Origin of the sequence: Streptomyces sp. NBC_01363 (genome assembly GCF_026340595.1) — a bacterium.
Lineage (GTDB): Bacteria > Actinomycetota > Actinomycetes > Streptomycetales > Streptomycetaceae > Streptomyces.
The window spans coordinates 749,281-763,561 of the sequence record NZ_JAPEPF010000001.1; the positions used below are offsets into that span (position 1 = coordinate 749,281).

The 14,281-nt window shown below is 72.5% G+C and carries 18 protein-coding genes; 4 read left to right on the top strand and 14 right to left on the bottom strand.

What is annotated here, in order from left to right; all coding sequences use genetic code 11:
* Positions 1-153 precede the first annotated feature (153 nt).
* The gene (locus OG611_RS03385; RefSeq protein ID WP_266415387.1) at positions 154-390 is read left to right on the top strand and encodes a hypothetical protein; all 237 of its coding nucleotides are present in this window, start codon (positions 154-156) and stop codon (positions 388-390) included.
* Between the two features lie 205 nt (positions 391-595).
* Here the strand turns inward: OG611_RS03385 and OG611_RS03390 are convergent, their stop codons facing one another.
* Positions 596-1,576 (bottom strand): polysaccharide deacetylase family protein, encoded by a 981-nt coding sequence (locus OG611_RS03390; protein WP_266415389.1) that lies wholly within the window; start codon positions 1,574-1,576, stop codon positions 596-598.
* 136 nt (positions 1,577-1,712) lie between these two features.
* On the opposite strand from OG611_RS03390, the gene OG611_RS03395 reads away from it, so the two are divergent.
* Positions 1,713-2,966 (top strand): methyltransferase domain-containing protein, encoded by a 1,254-nt coding sequence (locus OG611_RS03395; protein ID WP_266415392.1) that lies wholly within the window; start codon positions 1,713-1,715, stop codon positions 2,964-2,966.
* Between the two features lie 15 nt (positions 2,967-2,981).
* Here OG611_RS03395 and OG611_RS03400 read toward each other — a convergent pair whose 3' ends face one another.
* From OG611_RS03400 to OG611_RS03425, 6 genes are all read right to left on the bottom strand, one after another.
* The gene (locus tag OG611_RS03400) at positions 2,982-3,347 is read right to left on the bottom strand and encodes a hypothetical protein (protein WP_266415394.1); all 366 of its coding nucleotides are present in this window, start codon (positions 3,345-3,347) and stop codon (positions 2,982-2,984) included.
* 50 nt (positions 3,348-3,397) lie between these two features.
* Positions 3,398-4,063, bottom strand: coding sequence for a hypothetical protein (locus OG611_RS03405; RefSeq protein ID WP_266415397.1), 666 nt, complete (start codon positions 4,061-4,063; stop codon positions 3,398-3,400).
* 31 nt (positions 4,064-4,094) lie between these two features.
* Complete coding sequence (locus OG611_RS03410) at positions 4,095-4,559, bottom strand: VOC family protein (protein ID WP_266415399.1); 465 nt, start codon at positions 4,557-4,559, stop codon at positions 4,095-4,097.
* A 62-nt stretch (positions 4,560-4,621) separates the two neighbouring features.
* On the bottom strand, positions 4,622-5,887 hold the full coding sequence (locus OG611_RS03415) for an RNA polymerase sigma factor (protein ID WP_266415401.1): 1,266 nt from the start codon (positions 5,885-5,887) through the stop codon (positions 4,622-4,624).
* 108 nt (positions 5,888-5,995) lie between these two features.
* On the bottom strand, positions 5,996-6,361 hold the full coding sequence (locus OG611_RS03420; RefSeq protein ID WP_266415403.1) for a YciI family protein: 366 nt from the start codon (positions 6,359-6,361) through the stop codon (positions 5,996-5,998).
* Positions 6,362-6,403: 42 nt separating this feature from the next.
* Complete coding sequence (locus OG611_RS03425) at positions 6,404-7,936, bottom strand: MFS transporter (protein ID WP_266415405.1); 1,533 nt, start codon at positions 7,934-7,936, stop codon at positions 6,404-6,406.
* A gap of 166 nt (positions 7,937-8,102) precedes the next feature.
* On the opposite strand from OG611_RS03425, the gene OG611_RS03430 reads away from it, so the two are divergent.
* Positions 8,103-8,804: a TetR/AcrR family transcriptional regulator gene (locus OG611_RS03430; protein ID WP_266425485.1), complete on the top strand. Its 702-nt coding sequence runs from the start codon at positions 8,103-8,105 to the stop codon at positions 8,802-8,804.
* 41 nt (positions 8,805-8,845) lie between these two features.
* Here OG611_RS03430 and OG611_RS03435 read toward each other — a convergent pair whose 3' ends face one another.
* From OG611_RS03435 to tsaB, 4 genes are read right to left on the bottom strand one after another with little or no spacing between them, the layout of a single operon-like run.
* Positions 8,846-9,124 carry a hypothetical protein gene (locus tag OG611_RS03435; RefSeq protein ID WP_266415407.1) on the bottom strand — a complete coding sequence of 93 codons (279 nt, stop codon included), beginning with the start codon at positions 9,122-9,124 and terminating at the stop codon, positions 8,846-8,848.
* Positions 9,121-10,227 carry a tRNA (adenosine(37)-N6)-threonylcarbamoyltransferase complex transferase subunit TsaD gene (gene tsaD, locus OG611_RS03440; protein ID WP_266415409.1) on the bottom strand — a complete coding sequence of 369 codons (1,107 nt, stop codon included), beginning with the start codon at positions 10,225-10,227 and terminating at the stop codon, positions 9,121-9,123. Before tsaD ends, OG611_RS03435 begins: the two co-directional genes overlap by 4 nt.
* Complete coding sequence (gene rimI, locus OG611_RS03445; protein ID WP_266415411.1) at positions 10,227-10,730, bottom strand: ribosomal protein S18-alanine N-acetyltransferase; 504 nt, start codon at positions 10,728-10,730, stop codon at positions 10,227-10,229. The genes tsaD and rimI overlap by 1 nt, the downstream gene beginning before the upstream one ends.
* Complete coding sequence (gene tsaB, locus OG611_RS03450; protein WP_266415413.1) at positions 10,727-11,389, bottom strand: tRNA (adenosine(37)-N6)-threonylcarbamoyltransferase complex dimerization subunit type 1 TsaB; 663 nt, start codon at positions 11,387-11,389, stop codon at positions 10,727-10,729. Before tsaB ends, rimI begins: the two co-directional genes overlap by 4 nt.
* Before the next feature lie 153 nt (positions 11,390-11,542).
* Here tsaB and OG611_RS03455 point away from each other — a divergent pair, with 153 nt between their 5' ends.
* Positions 11,543-12,103, top strand: a complete 561-nt coding sequence (locus OG611_RS03455) for a L,D-transpeptidase (protein WP_266415415.1) — start codon at positions 11,543-11,545, stop codon at positions 12,101-12,103.
* Between the two features lie 68 nt (positions 12,104-12,171).
* Here OG611_RS03455 and OG611_RS03460 read toward each other — a convergent pair whose 3' ends face one another.
* The 3 genes from OG611_RS03460 to OG611_RS03470 form a co-directional block, all read right to left on the bottom strand.
* Positions 12,172-12,357: a hypothetical protein gene (locus OG611_RS03460; RefSeq protein ID WP_266415417.1), complete on the bottom strand. Its 186-nt coding sequence runs from the start codon at positions 12,355-12,357 to the stop codon at positions 12,172-12,174.
* A 130-nt stretch (positions 12,358-12,487) separates the two neighbouring features.
* On the bottom strand, positions 12,488-13,018 hold the full coding sequence (gene tsaE, locus OG611_RS03465; RefSeq protein WP_266415419.1) for a tRNA (adenosine(37)-N6)-threonylcarbamoyltransferase complex ATPase subunit type 1 TsaE: 531 nt from the start codon (positions 13,016-13,018) through the stop codon (positions 12,488-12,490).
* Positions 12,987-14,243 carry an alpha/beta fold hydrolase gene (locus tag OG611_RS03470; RefSeq protein ID WP_266415420.1) on the bottom strand — a complete coding sequence of 419 codons (1,257 nt, stop codon included), beginning with the start codon at positions 14,241-14,243 and terminating at the stop codon, positions 12,987-12,989. Before OG611_RS03470 ends, tsaE begins: the two co-directional genes overlap by 32 nt.
* Between the last annotated feature and the right edge of the window lie 38 nt (positions 14,244-14,281).

A 14,281-nucleotide genomic window follows, 5' to 3' on the forward strand; every position in this document is an offset into this window, starting at 1 on the left:
CGTCGCCGCCGCGGCGCCTGCGCGGCGCCGCACACGCCGACCGGGGCACGGCCCGGACAACAGTCCGGACAACATGGGGACAACGTCCGGACGGACCGGACCGTTCCGTACGACCGTCCCGTCCTCGTCCTCGTCCTCGGCGGGATCTCCGCGGTGGTCGGCCTGTTCCCCGTCGTGCCGATCCGCGCGAACCGGCGCCGGGCGGGGGCGATCCAGCTGCCGGCGGCGCTGCTGCTGCACGTGGTGGCGGTGCTGGTCGGGCACGAGGGCTACGGCCGCTCGCATCCGGCGCCCGCGCCCGCACCCGCCCCCTCGTACGATCCCGGCCGCACCGGCCACCAGCGCCTCAGCGGCGGCGACAACCGCGAGTGCCTGGACTCCGGCGGCTGACGGCACGAGATCACGACCATCGACCCCGGCTCGCCGTGATCACCGCGCGCCGTCGGGCCCGCCGCGGGCGTCCGCGGCGGGTGGTGCACCCGCTGCGCGGCCTTGCGGCCCAGCCGTTCGATCGGGTCCACCGACTGTGCGCAGCCGGTGGTGGTGAGGAGCGCACCGGCTGCCAGCAGCCCGGCCAGCAGCCGGCGCGCCTTGCTCATACGTAGTCCTCCAGCCGGGCCACGGCGTAGCCCCGGTCCGTCACGGTCTTCATGACCGCCCGGACCAGGTCGGCCATGCTGCCGTCCCATTCCGCACGGCCGCGGAAGTGCGTGAGGATGATGTCGCCCGGGTGCAGGTCCTGGTCCTCCTCGCGCCACTCCATGTGGTCCGGGAACGCCTCGGCGTTCCAGAGGGGCACGGCCTTGATCCCGCAGGACTTCGCGATGCGGAGCGTGTCCCCGTTGTAGTTGCCGTACGGCGGACGGAAGAGCCTGGGCCGCTTCCCGAACCGCTTCTCGATGATGTCCTGCTCGTCGCAGATCTCGCGCTTCTGCTCGGCGTGCGAGAGGCCGGGCAGATAGGGGTGGTTGAGCGTGTGGTTGTTGAGGTTGACGCCCAGCCGCTGCGCCTCGCCGAAGTACCCGTAGTTGTCGCTCACCTCGTAGTCGCTGAGGAACGCGCTGTACGGGATGTCCAGCTCGTCCATCATCTGCAACAGTTCGGGGTCCTTCTCGGAACCGTCGTCCATGGTCAGGAAGACGACGCGGTCCTTGGTCGGGACGGTGGTGAAGACCGGCGGCAGCGAGTCGTCGCCGCCCTTCACCTCGAAGCCCTCGCGGGTGGTGATGCGCGGCTTCACGGCGGGCGGCCGCGGTGCGATCAGCGGCGGCCTGTCCAGCCCCCACTTCTTGGCGAGCCTCGCCCGCACGGCGGGGGTGAGCTGCGCGTTCTCATGGGCATCGCCGGGTACGCGGACCCGGCCGGCGCCGCCCGGGTGTCCGGCGGCGGGGTTCGTGCCCGCCTCCGGGCCCGGGTTCCCGGCGGCGGGCCGCTCCCGGTGCTCGGCCTCGCCGCCCCCCTGCCCGCCGGACCCGGAGGCGCAGCCGGAGCCGACCGCGGCGACCAGGAGCGCAGCCAGGACGGCACGGGCGGGCCGGTGCCCGCCGGAGCCCCGTCTCCGTTCGGGACGAGGCATGCCCGATCCACGCAACTTCCTGGCCATTTCTTCCTTTTGTCGCACAAGCCGCATGGCGCCGCATCCTGCCAGCACGTGATCGGCCTCCCGGCCCGACACCTCCACCGGGCCCGCCGGTCTACCCGGCTGGCTCACAATGGGGCGGGTGAACGCTCTCGCCCCGAACGACCCGTCCGCCGACGACCGGTCCGACGCCCCCGACCCGCTCGCCGCCTTCATGGCCCTGCGCACCCCCGCGGGCGCCGCGCTCCTGGACGAGCTGCGGTCGTACGACCCCGCCCAGGAACTCGCCACCGCCACCCGGCTGCGCCGTAGCCACCCGGCCGCCCTGGTGTCGGCGGCGCTGGGGCAGGCACGGCTGCGGCAGCGGGCGGTGGCGAAGTTCGGTGCCGAGGACGCGTACCGGATGTTCTTCACGCCGAACGGCGTCGAGCAGGCGACCCGTACCTCGGTGGCCACCCATCGCGCGCGGCGGTTCGCGGAGGCGGGTGGAGTGCGCGGCGTCGCCGACCTCTGCTGCGGGATCGGCGGCGACGCGATCGCGCTCGCACGGGCGGGCATCTCCGTGCTCGCCGTGGACCGCGACCCGCTGACCGCCGAGGTGGCGCGCGCCAACGCCGCCGCGCTGGGCCTGGACGGTCTGATCGAGGTGCGGTGCGCCGATGTCGCCGACATCGACACCTCGCCCTACGACGCGGTCTTCGTCGACCCGGCCCGGCGCGGCGGCAGGGGCAGGATCTTCGACCCCGAGGCGTACTCGCCGCCGCTCTCCTGGGCGACCGGCGCCGCGCTCGCGGCCCCCCGTGCCGCCCTGAAGATCGCTCCGGGCATCCCGCACGAGGCGATCCCGGCGCAGGCGGAGGCCGAGTGGATCTCGGACGGCGGCGACGTGAAGGAGGCGGTGCTCTGGTTCGGCGAGGGCTTCGCGGCCGGTTCGTACCGCGCCACCGTGCTCCCGGTCCGGGCCACCCTGTGGTCCGGGGCCCCGCTGCCCGCCCCGCCCGTCGGCCCGGTCGGCCGCTATCTGTACGAGCCGGACGGCGCCGTCATCCGCGCCCATCTGGTCGCCGACATCGTCGCGCGGTGCGAGGGCCGGCTGGTCGACGAGACCATCGCGTACGTCACGAGCGACCGGCGGTACGAGTCCCCGTACACCTCCGGGTACGAGATCACCGACCGGCTGCCGTTCAACATGAAGAAGCTGAAGGCGCTGCTGCGGGAGCGGAAGGTGGGCGTCCTGACCGTCAAGAAGCGCGGTTCGGCGGTCGAACCGGAGGAGTTGCGCCGCCGGATGAAGCTCCAGGGGCCGAACTCCGCGACGGTCTTCCTGACCCGGGTGGCCGGAGCACCGACGATGCTGATCGGCCACCCGCTGACCGGCCCGGCCTGACCTGGCCGACGGCCGTCAGGCGAGGTCGGTCAGGTCGTCCGCGTACACCTGCGAGAGCGGCTGAGGGCCCACGTACTGCTGGCAGTTGCACTGCCCGGACTCGAAGCGGACCGGCTTCTTGGTCTCGTCCCAGGCCGTCGGCACCTCGATCCGCTCATGGCACTTGCCCTGCTTGTCGTGCTTGGCGAGATGGTGCGTGCAGCCGCAGACCGGCTCCGGCGGCCTGTTCGCCGCGTCGAGGGCCAGCCGCTCCTGCTTGGACGCCTCAAGCAGTTCCAGCTTGCGGTCGTGCCGATTGCGCAGCGCCGTACGGACGTTGTCGACGGCCCATCCGAAGCCGCCCGTCCAGAAGATGATGAGCACCCACCAGTACCACTCCATGTCGCCCTCCCCCTGCGTGACCCATGTATCAGGTCAGGATAGGTCCGGGGTCATCGGTGGGCGCCGCCTCCGACGGAGAACAGCGGTTCCGGAGCGCGCGCCCCGGCCAGTACGCGCAGCACCCAGCGCCGGTGGGCGAACGCCTTGACGAGGCCGATCAGTCCGACGATCCAGCCGGTCAGCCCGAGCCCCATGACCAGGACGGCCAGGCCGTAGGCGTTTCCGTCCAGCACGCCACTGGCCGGGACGGCGAAGCAGGTGTACAGCCCGGCCGCGCAGAGCGCGAAGGACATCAGCAGCCAGGCGAGGGAGGCGCCCGGCATCCGCAGTGCCGCGTCGCGTACCGGATCGCGGTCCAAGCCGCCCCAGGCGTCGAGCAGTCGGCGGATCCTGCGGTCGCGGCGCAGGCCCATGACGACGAGGATGACCGCGGGCACCACGCAGCCGACGCCCATGGCGGCGACGACCACACCGATCGCGGCGCTGATGACGTCGTACGACTCCTCGAAGGTGATCAACGCCGTGCCCAGCAGCAGCCAGCCGAGCGCGCAGAGCGCTCCCCACAGCCACAGCATCGCCAGCCGGCCCGGTGAGACATGCGCCTTCACCAACGCGCCGAGGACCGCGGCCCGGTCGGTCAGCAGGGCCTCCCGGTCGGGCCAGGAACGTATCTCCAGGGGCGGTGGCGGTGGCGGCAGTTGTGCGCGGCGAGACATGGGGCAGACCCTACCGACCGCGCGGGCCGGCTCATGCGTTGCGCAGCGCCTCCAGGTCCAGCTTGCGCATGCCCATCATCGCCTTCATGGCCCGCGCGGCCCTGGCCGGGTCCGGGTCGGACAGCGCCTCGTCGAACCCGCGGGGAACGAGCTGCCAGGACAGGCCGTACTTGTCCTTGAGCCAGCCGCACTGCCCCTCCTCACCGTCCTTGGTGAACTCGGCCCACAGGGTGTCCACCTCTTCCTGCGAGGCACAGTCCACCGACAGCGAGATCGCCTCGGTGAAGGGGAACTGCGGGCCGCCGTTGAGCGCGGTGTACTCCTGGCCGGCCAGCCGGAACTGGACGGTCATGACCGATCCCGTCCGGCCCGGCGCGGCCTCTGGGTAGTACGTCGTCCTCAGCACCTTCGAGTCGCCGCCGAAGACGGACACGTAGTATTTCGCGGCTTCCTCGGCCTGGGTGTCGAACCACAGGAAGGTCGTGATCTTCTGCATGGTCTGCTCCTGTCGGGTGGCGCGGAAGGCTGTGCAGGGTAGACCCGTCCGGCGGCCGGAACTCATCGGCCGTCGCGGTCCGGATGCCCGGCGCGGTCCAGGAGCATCGCCCGTTCCCGTTCGTTGCGGGTCAGCCCGGCCGCCCGTACGAACTCCGCCCGCGCCTCGTCCGTGCGCCCCGTCCTGGCCAGCAGGTCCCCGCGGACGCTGGGCAGCAGGTGGTAGTCCCTGAGCGCCGGGTCGTCCGCCAGCGCGTCGGCCAGGGCGAGGCCGGCTTCCGGGCCCCGCGCCATCGAGACCGCCACGGCCCGGTTCAGTTCGACGACCGGGGACGGCGTGATCACGGCGAGGCGGTCGTAGAGGGCGGAGATGGTGGTCCAGTCGGTGTCCTCGTACGTCACCGCCCGCGCGTGGCACGCGGCGATGGCGGCCTGCACGGTGTACGGGCCGAGCCCGGCGCCCTCCTCGGTCGCCGCCACGGCCCGCTCCAGGGCGGCGATTCCGCGCCGGATCAACAGGCGGTCCCAGCGAGCCCGGTTCTGGTCGGCGAGCAGCACCGGCGCACCGTCCGGCCCGGTCCTGGCGGCGGTGCGCGAGGCCTGGAGCTCCAGCAGTGCGGCCAGTCCGTGGACCTCGGGCTCCTGCTCCATCAGGCCGGCGAGCACCCGGGCCAGCCGCAGCGCGTCCTCGCAGAGCGCCGGGCGCAGCCAGTCGTCGCCCGCGGTCGCCGCGTACCCCTCGTTGAAGATCAGGTAGATCACTTCGAGCACGGAACCGAGACGGGCGGCGCGCTCCGGTCCGTCGGGCACCTCGAAGGGGATGCCTTCGCGGCCCAGGGTCCGTTTCGCCCGGACGATGCGCTGGGCGACGGTCGGTTCGGGGGCCAGGAACGCGCGGGCGATCTCGTCGGTGGTGAGGCCGCCGAGCAGCCGCAGGGTGAGGGCGATCCGGGCCCCGGTGGAGAGCACCGGATGACAGGCGGTGAAGATCAGCCGGAGCAGATCGTCATCGATGTCGTCCGCCTCGGCCGGCTCGGGCGGCGGCACGTCCTCCAGGGCCCGCCCCACCTCGGCCAGCTTGCGCGCGTACGTCTCCTTGCGGCGTACGAGATCGATCGCGCGGTGTCTGGCGGTGGCCATGAGCCAGGCGCCCGGCCGGTCCGGCACGCCTGACTCCGGCCACTGTTCCAGTGCGGCCACCAGGGCGTCCTGCGCGAGTTCCTCGGCGATGCCCACGTCCCGCACGATGCGGGTGACACCTGCGATGATCCGCGCGGACTCGATCCTGAAGACCGCTTCGACCGCCGCCGTCGTGCTTGCTGCCGTCACGGTCACTCATCACAGCAGCCGTGCCGGGTCGCGGCAAGCGGGCCGGTCAGAGCCTGTCGGGTGACCTTCGATCGTGGCCGCCCGGATCAGAGGTCACCCGACAGGCTCTCAGGCGCCCAGGGTGGCCTCGTCGATCTGACGGACCTCGGAGGTCACGGTCCAGTTCTCCGGGTGGGACTGCAGGAACCGCCTGGTCCATTCCAGGGCCTCCTCCTTGTCCTTGACCTGGAGGATGGCGTAGCCGCCGACGACCTCCTTGGTCTCGGTGAAGGGCCCGTCGGTCTGGCTGAGCTTCCCGCCGGACCAGGTGACCCTGGTCCCCTGGGAGGTCGGGGTGAGCCCGGCCGTCTCCAGCATGACGCCGGCCTGGGTGATCTCCTCGAACAGGGCGCCCATGCGCTTCTCGAACTCGGGGTCCGGGGCGTCGAAGGGATTCTGCTCGTCGATGCGGATCAGCGACATGAAGCGCGGCATGGTGACTCCTAGGTCTGACGGGCGGGGACTTTTCCCCGCCTCTCACCCCTGCGTCGAACGGGACCCGGCCGGATCGACAGTTCCCCGGAGATTCTTCTGAGAATTTTCCGGCCCGGCCACCGGAGCGGCCTCCGGGATGGTCTCCGGAGCCCCCGCCGCAGCCGTCCGCCCGCGTCCCGGGAGCAGCACCAGGGCCACCAGCGCCGCGACCGCGAGCAGCCCGGCGCAGACCCAGAACGCCGCCGAGTACCCGGCCGCCAGGTCGGCCGGACGGCCCCCGTCACCGGTGACCCGGGCGGCGACGGTGACCAGGACGGCGAGCCCCAGCGAGCCGCCCACCTGACGGGCGCTGTTCAGCAGCCCGGAGGCCATGCCCGTCTCGTCGGGCGCCACATCGGTCGTGGCCGCCGTGCCGAGCGGCACGAAGCACATCCCGATGCCGATGCTGCAGACCAGGGACGGGCCGAGGATCGAGTAGAGGAATCCGCCGTCGGCCCGCGCCGTCGCCGCGAATCCGGCCAGGCCGAGCGCGGCCAGGAAGCCGCCGAGTGCCAGCAGCCGTCCGGTGCCGAGCGACGCGACCGTACGGGTGGCGACGATCGAACCGGCGACGACGCCCGCCGAGAACGGCAGGAAGGCGATACCGGCGGCGGTCGGCCCGTAGTCGAGCACCTGCTGCATGTAGAGCGAGACGAAGTAGAACGCGGCGAACTGCCCGGAGCTCAGCAGCAGGCAGAAGAGATTCGCGGTCAGGACCGGCCGCCCCGTCAGCAGACCGGGACGGAGCAACGGGGTGCGGGTCCGCAGCTCGACGACGACGAAGGCGATCAGCAGCAGTACGGCGGCGCCGAGCGTGCCCAGCGTCCGGGCCGACCCCCATGCGTCGGTCGATGTGCGTACGAGTCCGAGGACCAGCAGCGTCGTGCCCGCGGTGGCCAGCAGCGCTCCCGCCACGTCGAGCCGGGCACCGCTCCGGGCCGCGCCGCCCCGCAGTCCGCTGCGCACGGCCCCCACCAGCGCGAACCCCACGATCGGCACATTCACCAGCATCACCGCGCGCCAGCCCGCCGCATCGGTGAGCACCCCGCCCGCGAGCACGCCGACCGCGCCGCCCGCCGCGCCCGCCATGCCCCACAGCCCCAGGGCGCGGGAACGGGCGGGCCCGGCCGGGAAGGCCAGGGCGATCAGGGCGAAGGCGACCGGGGCGAGCGCGGCGGCACCGATCCCCTGCACCGCCCGCGCGGCGATCAGCCCGCCGGGCGACCAGGCGAGCCCGCCTGCCAGGCTCGCCGCGCCGAACAGCACCAGGCCCGCCGTCAGGATCACGCGGCTGCCGAGCAGATCGGCCAGCCGCCCGCCGAGCATCAGCAGCCCGCCGAAGGCCAGCGCGTAGGCGTTCACCACCCACAGCAGCCCCTGGGGCGTGAAGCCGAGATCACTGCGCATGTCCGGCAGCGCGACGTTCACCACCGACATGTCCAACGCCACCATGAACTGCACGATGAGAGCCACCACCAGCAGCCAACGTGTGTGCCGTGACTGTTCGTCCACGACGTCCCCTTCCCTCGCGGTCATCCGGTCGAACCATTACTATACGCGTATAGAAATTAATGGCGAGGGGGCCCGGACCGCGCGGGAACAGCGGAACGGGGACAATGCCCGGGTGTCAGGGACAGAGAAGAAACAGGTGCCGACGGAGAAACAGGTGCCACCGAAGAAGCAGGCGCCCGCGAAGGAGCAGGTGTCGGCGGAGAAGCGGGCACCGGCGAGGAAACAGGCCCCGGCGAAACGATCCGTCGGGCGGCCGCGCCGGCTCGATCCGGACGCGATGGTCGCCACAGCGCGCCGCATCATCGAGGAAGAGGGCGTGGACGCCCTGAGCATGCGGCGGGTGGCGAAGGAGCTCGGCTCCACTCCGATGGCGCTCTACCACTACGTGCAGGACAAGGACGAGCTGCTGATGCTCACCCTGTCGGGCACCGCCGCCGCCTTCCCGCGCCCCGAGCTGCCCGAGGACCCGCGCGCGCGGCTGCTCGCCGTGGCCGTGCACATGCACGACATCCTGGGCCGGCTCCCGTGGGTGCTGGACATACTGGCGCTGGGCGAAGTGACCGACCGGAACGCGCTCTGGATGGTCGAGGAGATCATCGACTCGGCGCTCGCCTGCGGCCTCTCCCCCGCCCAGGCGGTACGCGCGTACCGGACGATCTGGAGTTACGTCTACGGCGACCTGATCTTCCGCCGGGCGGCCGAACGCCGCGCGCAGAACCCGCCGGGCAGGCGCTACTTCCCCGAGATGGTGACCGAGGAGGACGCGGCGACGCTGCCCCGGCTCGCCGCGATCAAGGACGAGTGGCGCGCGTACGCCGCCGACTACGAGGCGGCGGACGAACTCGACGCGATCATCCGGGGGCTGATCGACCGGGGAACCGCCACCGGCTGAGGGACCGGCCGACCGGGGAGCCCGCCCCGGCCGAGGGCCGGTCAGCCGGCGTCGGGTCCGGCGTCCCCCAGGGACTCGAAGCGCCAGCGGTGCACCGGGCGGGTGATCAACTCGGCGTCCGGTTCGGGGAGTTCGGGCAGCTCGTCACCGTACGCGCCCGCCCACCAGGTGATGACCAGGACCCGGTCCTGCGGGGCGCGCAGCAGCTCGCGGCGGAGCGGCTCGCGGGCCAGCTCGGCCGAACGGGCCCGCGCCCACTCCAGGAGTTCGGCACCCCGGCCGGCCACGGCACGGGCCTCCCACATGAGGGCTACGGTCATGAGTAGAGGTTGTCCTTGCTGATCTCGTGGACGTGGTCGTGGTCATGGTCGTGCGCATGGGCGCCGGGCACATGGGGGTCGGTCACCGGCAGCGAGGAGTCCGCGGACAGCTCCAGGTCCGAGGCCGGCCGGCCCCGGGCGACCATCTCCGCGCCCAGCGCCGCGACCATCGCGCCGTTGTCCGTGCACAGCCCGGGGCGCGGCACCCGCAGCCGGATGCCGGCCCGCTCGCACCGTTCCTCGGCCAGCGCCCGCAGCCGCGAGTTGGCCGCGACACCGCCGCCGATCATCAGGTGGTCGACGCCCTCGTCCTTGCAGGCCCGGACGGCCTTGCGAGTGAGCACGTCCACCACGGCCTCCTGGAAGGACGCCGCCACGTCCCGTACCGGCACCTCCTCGCCCGCCGCGCGCTTGGCCTCGATCCAGCGGGCCACCGAGGTCTTCAGGCCGGAGAAGGAGAAGTCGTAGACGGGGTCGCGCGAGCCGGTCAGACCGCGCGGGAACGCGATCGCCTTCGGGTCGCCCTCCTTCGCCAGCCGGTCGATGACCGGGCCGCCGGGGAAGCCGAGGTTCAGCACCCGGGCGATCTTGTCGAAGGCCTCGCCCGCCGCGTCGTCGATGGTGGCGCCCAGCGGCCGTACGTCATTGGTGATGTCCGGCGCGAGCAGCAGCGAGGAGTGCCCGCCGCTGACCAGCAGCGCCATCGTCGGCTCGGGCAGCGGACCGTGCTCCAGCTGGTCCACGCAGATGTGCGAGGCGAGGTGGTTCACCCCGTAGAGCGGCTTGTTCAGCGCGTACGCGTACGCCTTCGCCGCCGAGACGCCGACGAGCAGCGCGCCCGCGAGCCCGGGGCCCGCGGTGACGGAGATGCCGTCGAGGTCGCGGGCGCTGATCCCGGCCTCCTTCAGGGCGCGCTCGATGGTGGGGACCATCGCCTCCAGATGCGCGCGGGAGGCGATCTCCGGGACGACGCCGCCGAAGCGGGCGTGCGTGTCGACGCTGGACGCGACGGCGTCGGCGAGCAGCGTCGTACCCCGGACGATGCCGACGCCGGTCTCGTCGCAGGAGGTCTCGATGCCGAGTACGAGCGGTTCGTCAGCCATCAGTCAGTCTCTGTTTCTTGTACGTGTTCTTGTACGTGGAGGCGCATGACGAGTGCGTCGATATTGCCCGGCTGGTAGTAGCCGCGGCGGAAGCCGATCGGCTCGAAGCCGAAGCGTTCGTAGAGCTTCTGGGCCCGGGTGTTGTCGACGCGGACTTCGAGGAGCACCTCGGCGCACTCGAAGGCCGTGGCGTGCTTCAGCAGGTCGGTGAGGAGTTCGGAGCCGAGGCCGCCGCCCCAGTGGTCGCGGGTGACCCCGATCGTCTGCACGTCGGCGAGGTCACCGGCCGCGGAGAGGCCCGCGTAGCCGACGATCCGGCCGGTGACGGGGTCCTCGGCGACGACATAGCGGCGGGTGGCCCGCGGGCCGCGGGAGTGCGCCAGCTCGGACCAGAACATGCCGGCCGACCAGGCGTCGTCCGGGAACAGCTCGCCTTCGAGCTCCAGCACCGGGTCGATGTCCCACCAGCGCATCTCGCGCAGAATGGCAGTCGTGGTCGTCACTTCGGAGTGACCACCTTGTAGTTCTTCGGCACCTGGGCGTCGGGCCTGCGGAGGTAGAGCGGCTGCGGCGGCAGCAGCTCCGCGCCCGCGGCGAGCCGCTCGGCGGCGAGGGCGGCCAGCGCTCCGGCACTGACGTGCTCGGGCTCCCGGGCGTCCGGGAACGCCTCGGGGTAGAGCACCGCGCCCGCGCCGACGACGGGGAGTCCGGCGAGCTGTTCGGCGATGTCGGCGGGCCGGTCGACGGCGGGCTCGGTGACCCGGGTGCGCGGGTCGTCGTACCGCGCCCAATAGACCTCCTTGCGGCGGGCGTCCGTCGCGACGGCGAACGGGCCCTCAAGCCCGGCCCGGCCCGCGGCGTACGCGAGACCGTCCAGGGTGCACAGCCCGTGCACGGGTACGGAGAGGGCGGAGCCGAAGGCCGCGGCGGTGACCAGGCCGACCCGGAGCCCGGTGTACGGTCCGGGGCCGACGCCGACGACCACGTCCGTCACGGCATCGAGTCTCACACCGGCCTCGGCGAGGACCCGGTCGACGGCGGGCAGCAGCAGCTCCCCGTGCCTTCGGGCGTCGACCTGTCCGGACTCGGCGACGACGGAGGTCCCGTCATGAAGGGCGACGGTGACGGCGGGGGTTGCGGTATCCACGGCGAGCAAGAGCACGCAAACAGCCTACGGCTCCGCCGAGGGAGGCACGGCGCCCCGTACGGCGTCCCGGTGCGACCGGTCCCGGCTGCTACCGTCAGCGTGTTCACGCGGGTACGACGTAAACGCTAAACGCTTGTACGACATACGGAAGCGAAAGGGGCGCGCACGGTGTCTAGGGGCAGCTCGGGAATCGTGGCCGGGCTCACTGCGGCGGCGCTCGTCGCGGTCGGCGTCCTGGCCTTCCAGGCATCGGCGAACGCCCCCGACAACCTCGCGGCCCCCAAACCGAAGGCTTCCGCCACCGCCACCGAGCACGCGAAGCCGAAGAAGAAGTCGCGCCCGGCCGCGCTCCCCAAGGGCTCCGGCACCGGGACGCGGGTCGTGTACGCCCTGGCCGACCGCCGGGTGTGGCTCGTCGACGGGGACGGGAAGGTGACCCGGACGTTCGACGTCATGCCGAGCTCCCTGAATCCGCTCCCCGGCACCTACCGGGTGAACACCCCGCGCTCGGGAGCCCCCACCAAGGGCTCGGACGGCGTGATGATCGAGCACGTGGTGCGGTTCGCGATGGTGGACGACGTGGCCGTGGGCTTCAGCGCGGCGGTGGACGGCTCGATGGAGAGCCCGGACCCGACGCTGAAGACGGGTGGCGTGCGGATGTCCCGGGCCGACGGGGACGCGATGTGGGACTTCGCGATGGTGGGCACGAAGGTGGTCGTCGTCCGCTAGGACGCCCCGGCCGGCGTTTCGGCCCGGCCGTCGTTTTGTCCGGCTCTTATTTGGCCCCGCCCGGCTTTTCAGCCCGCCCGGCGTTCGAGGTCCGGCTCGGAACGGGGCGCGGGTGCGGCCGGAGCCCCGTCGTCGGTTCCGTCGTCCTCGTCCGCGGACGGCGGCGGCGTGGAGACCGCCGTGGCCGCGGCACAGGCCGCCAGCAGGTCCTTCATCGATGGCGGCGGCACTTCACGTTCGGCGGACGTCGTCATGGATGCCTCCTGAGGCTCCGGTGGAAGGCGTGGTTAGGCAGACCTAACCAGCTCTCGTCATCCATGTGACCACGCCCGCACCGCCCGGCGCAACAATTTGCCGACAGCCTGTCGGAATCCGGCCCCGCGCTCAGACCTCGCGCAGTCCCGCCCAGCGCGCGCCGATCCCGATCAGTGTCACCTCGCGCCGCTCGTCGTCCGTGTCGCCGACCGCGCGGTCGATCACCACCTGCAGCCGGTCGTCGGACAGCTCCTCGACCTTGCCGTCGCCCCACTCCACGACCACCACCGACTCCGGCAGCGACACGTCGAGGTCCAGGTCCTCCATCTCGTCGAGCCCGCCGCCCAGGCGGTACGCGTCGACGTGGACCAGGGCCGGACCGCCGGTCAGCGACGGGTGGACGCGGGCGATCACGAAGGTGGGGGACGTGACCGCGCCGCGCACGCCGAGGCCCTCGCCGAGGCCCCGGGTCAGCGTCGTCTTCCCGGCGCCGAGCTCGCCGGTGAGCATCACAAGGTCGCCGGGGAGCAGGACCGCGGCGATCCGGCGGCCGAGCGCCTGCATCTGTTCGGGGGACTCGACGGCCAGGCTCACGGTGACGGCGCCCGGCGCGGCGCCCTCGGTGGCCTCAGTCGCCAGGCTGTTGTGCGGTGCTTCCATGTCCGCCAACGTTAGCCGTTGACGGGACGGCTCCGATGCGTACCAGCAGGTCCGCCAGCCGGTCCGTGACCGTCTCGGGGTGCTCCAGCATCACCAGATGGCCGGCGTCCGGGACGATGACCAGCTCCGCGTCCGGGAGCTGGTCCGCGATGGTCTCGCTGTGCGAACTGGGCGTCACCAGGTCCTTGTCGCCCGCCAGGATCAGCACCGGGACGTCACGGAAGGCGGGCAGCGCGCCGCTCTTGTCGTGTTCGGTGAAGGCCGGATAGAACTCGGCGACCACATCGATCGGGGTGGACTCGATGAGCCGCTCGGCGAACCGCTCGACCGCCGGGTCGACGTCCCGCGAACCGAACGAGTACCGCTTGATCAGACCGGCGAAGAGATCGGCGGTCGCCCGGCGGCCCCGCTCCACCAGCTCCGCCTGGGAGCCGAGCGCCCGGAGCACCCCGGGCAGCACCCGCCGCACCGCGTTCACGCCCGCGATCGGCAGCCCGAAGTTGACCTCGCCGAGCTTCCCGCTCGATGTGCCGACGAAGGCGACGGCGGCGACCCGGTCCCGGATCAGCCGGGGGTACCGGTCGGCGAGCGCCATCATCGTCATGCCGCCCATCGAGTGCCCCACGAGCACCAGCCGCCCCTCGGGGGCAGCCGCTTCGATCACGGCCATCAGATCGCGGCCGAGCTGGTCGATGCCGACCGGGACGCCCTCTGCCTGGTCCCGGCCCCGCTCGGAACGGCCGTGGCTGCGCTGGTCCCAGTGGACGGTGCGGACCAGACCGCGCAGCGCCGCCCGCTGGAAGTGCCAGGAGTCCTGGCTGAGGCAGTAGCCGTGGCTGAAGACCACGGTGACGGGCGCGGGGTCCTTGCGGCCGAAGAGCCGGCGGCGGCGCGTGCCGGAGCCGACGGCGTCGCCCCCGCTGCCCGCGGCGCCGCCCGCCCCGCCGTCCGGTTCGACCTCGTCGACCTCGTAGTACAGCTCGGTGCCGTCGTCGGCGGCGGCCCGGCCCGGCAGCCCGCGCAGCGAGCCGTACGGCCCGGTGGCGTCCAGGGCCAGCCTGGCCCTTCTGCGCATGCCCCGGCCGACCGTGAGCCGCTCGACCGCGACACCGGCGGCCGCGCCCGCCGCGATCACACCTATGGCGGCTCCCGCGATACCCGCCCGGCGCCAGCCGACCGCCGTAGCGGCCGTCGTCACCGCGTCCCCCGCGCTGATCTCGCTCACCGTGCCGCGCTCCTCGTCGGTCGTATCCGTCAGGTCAG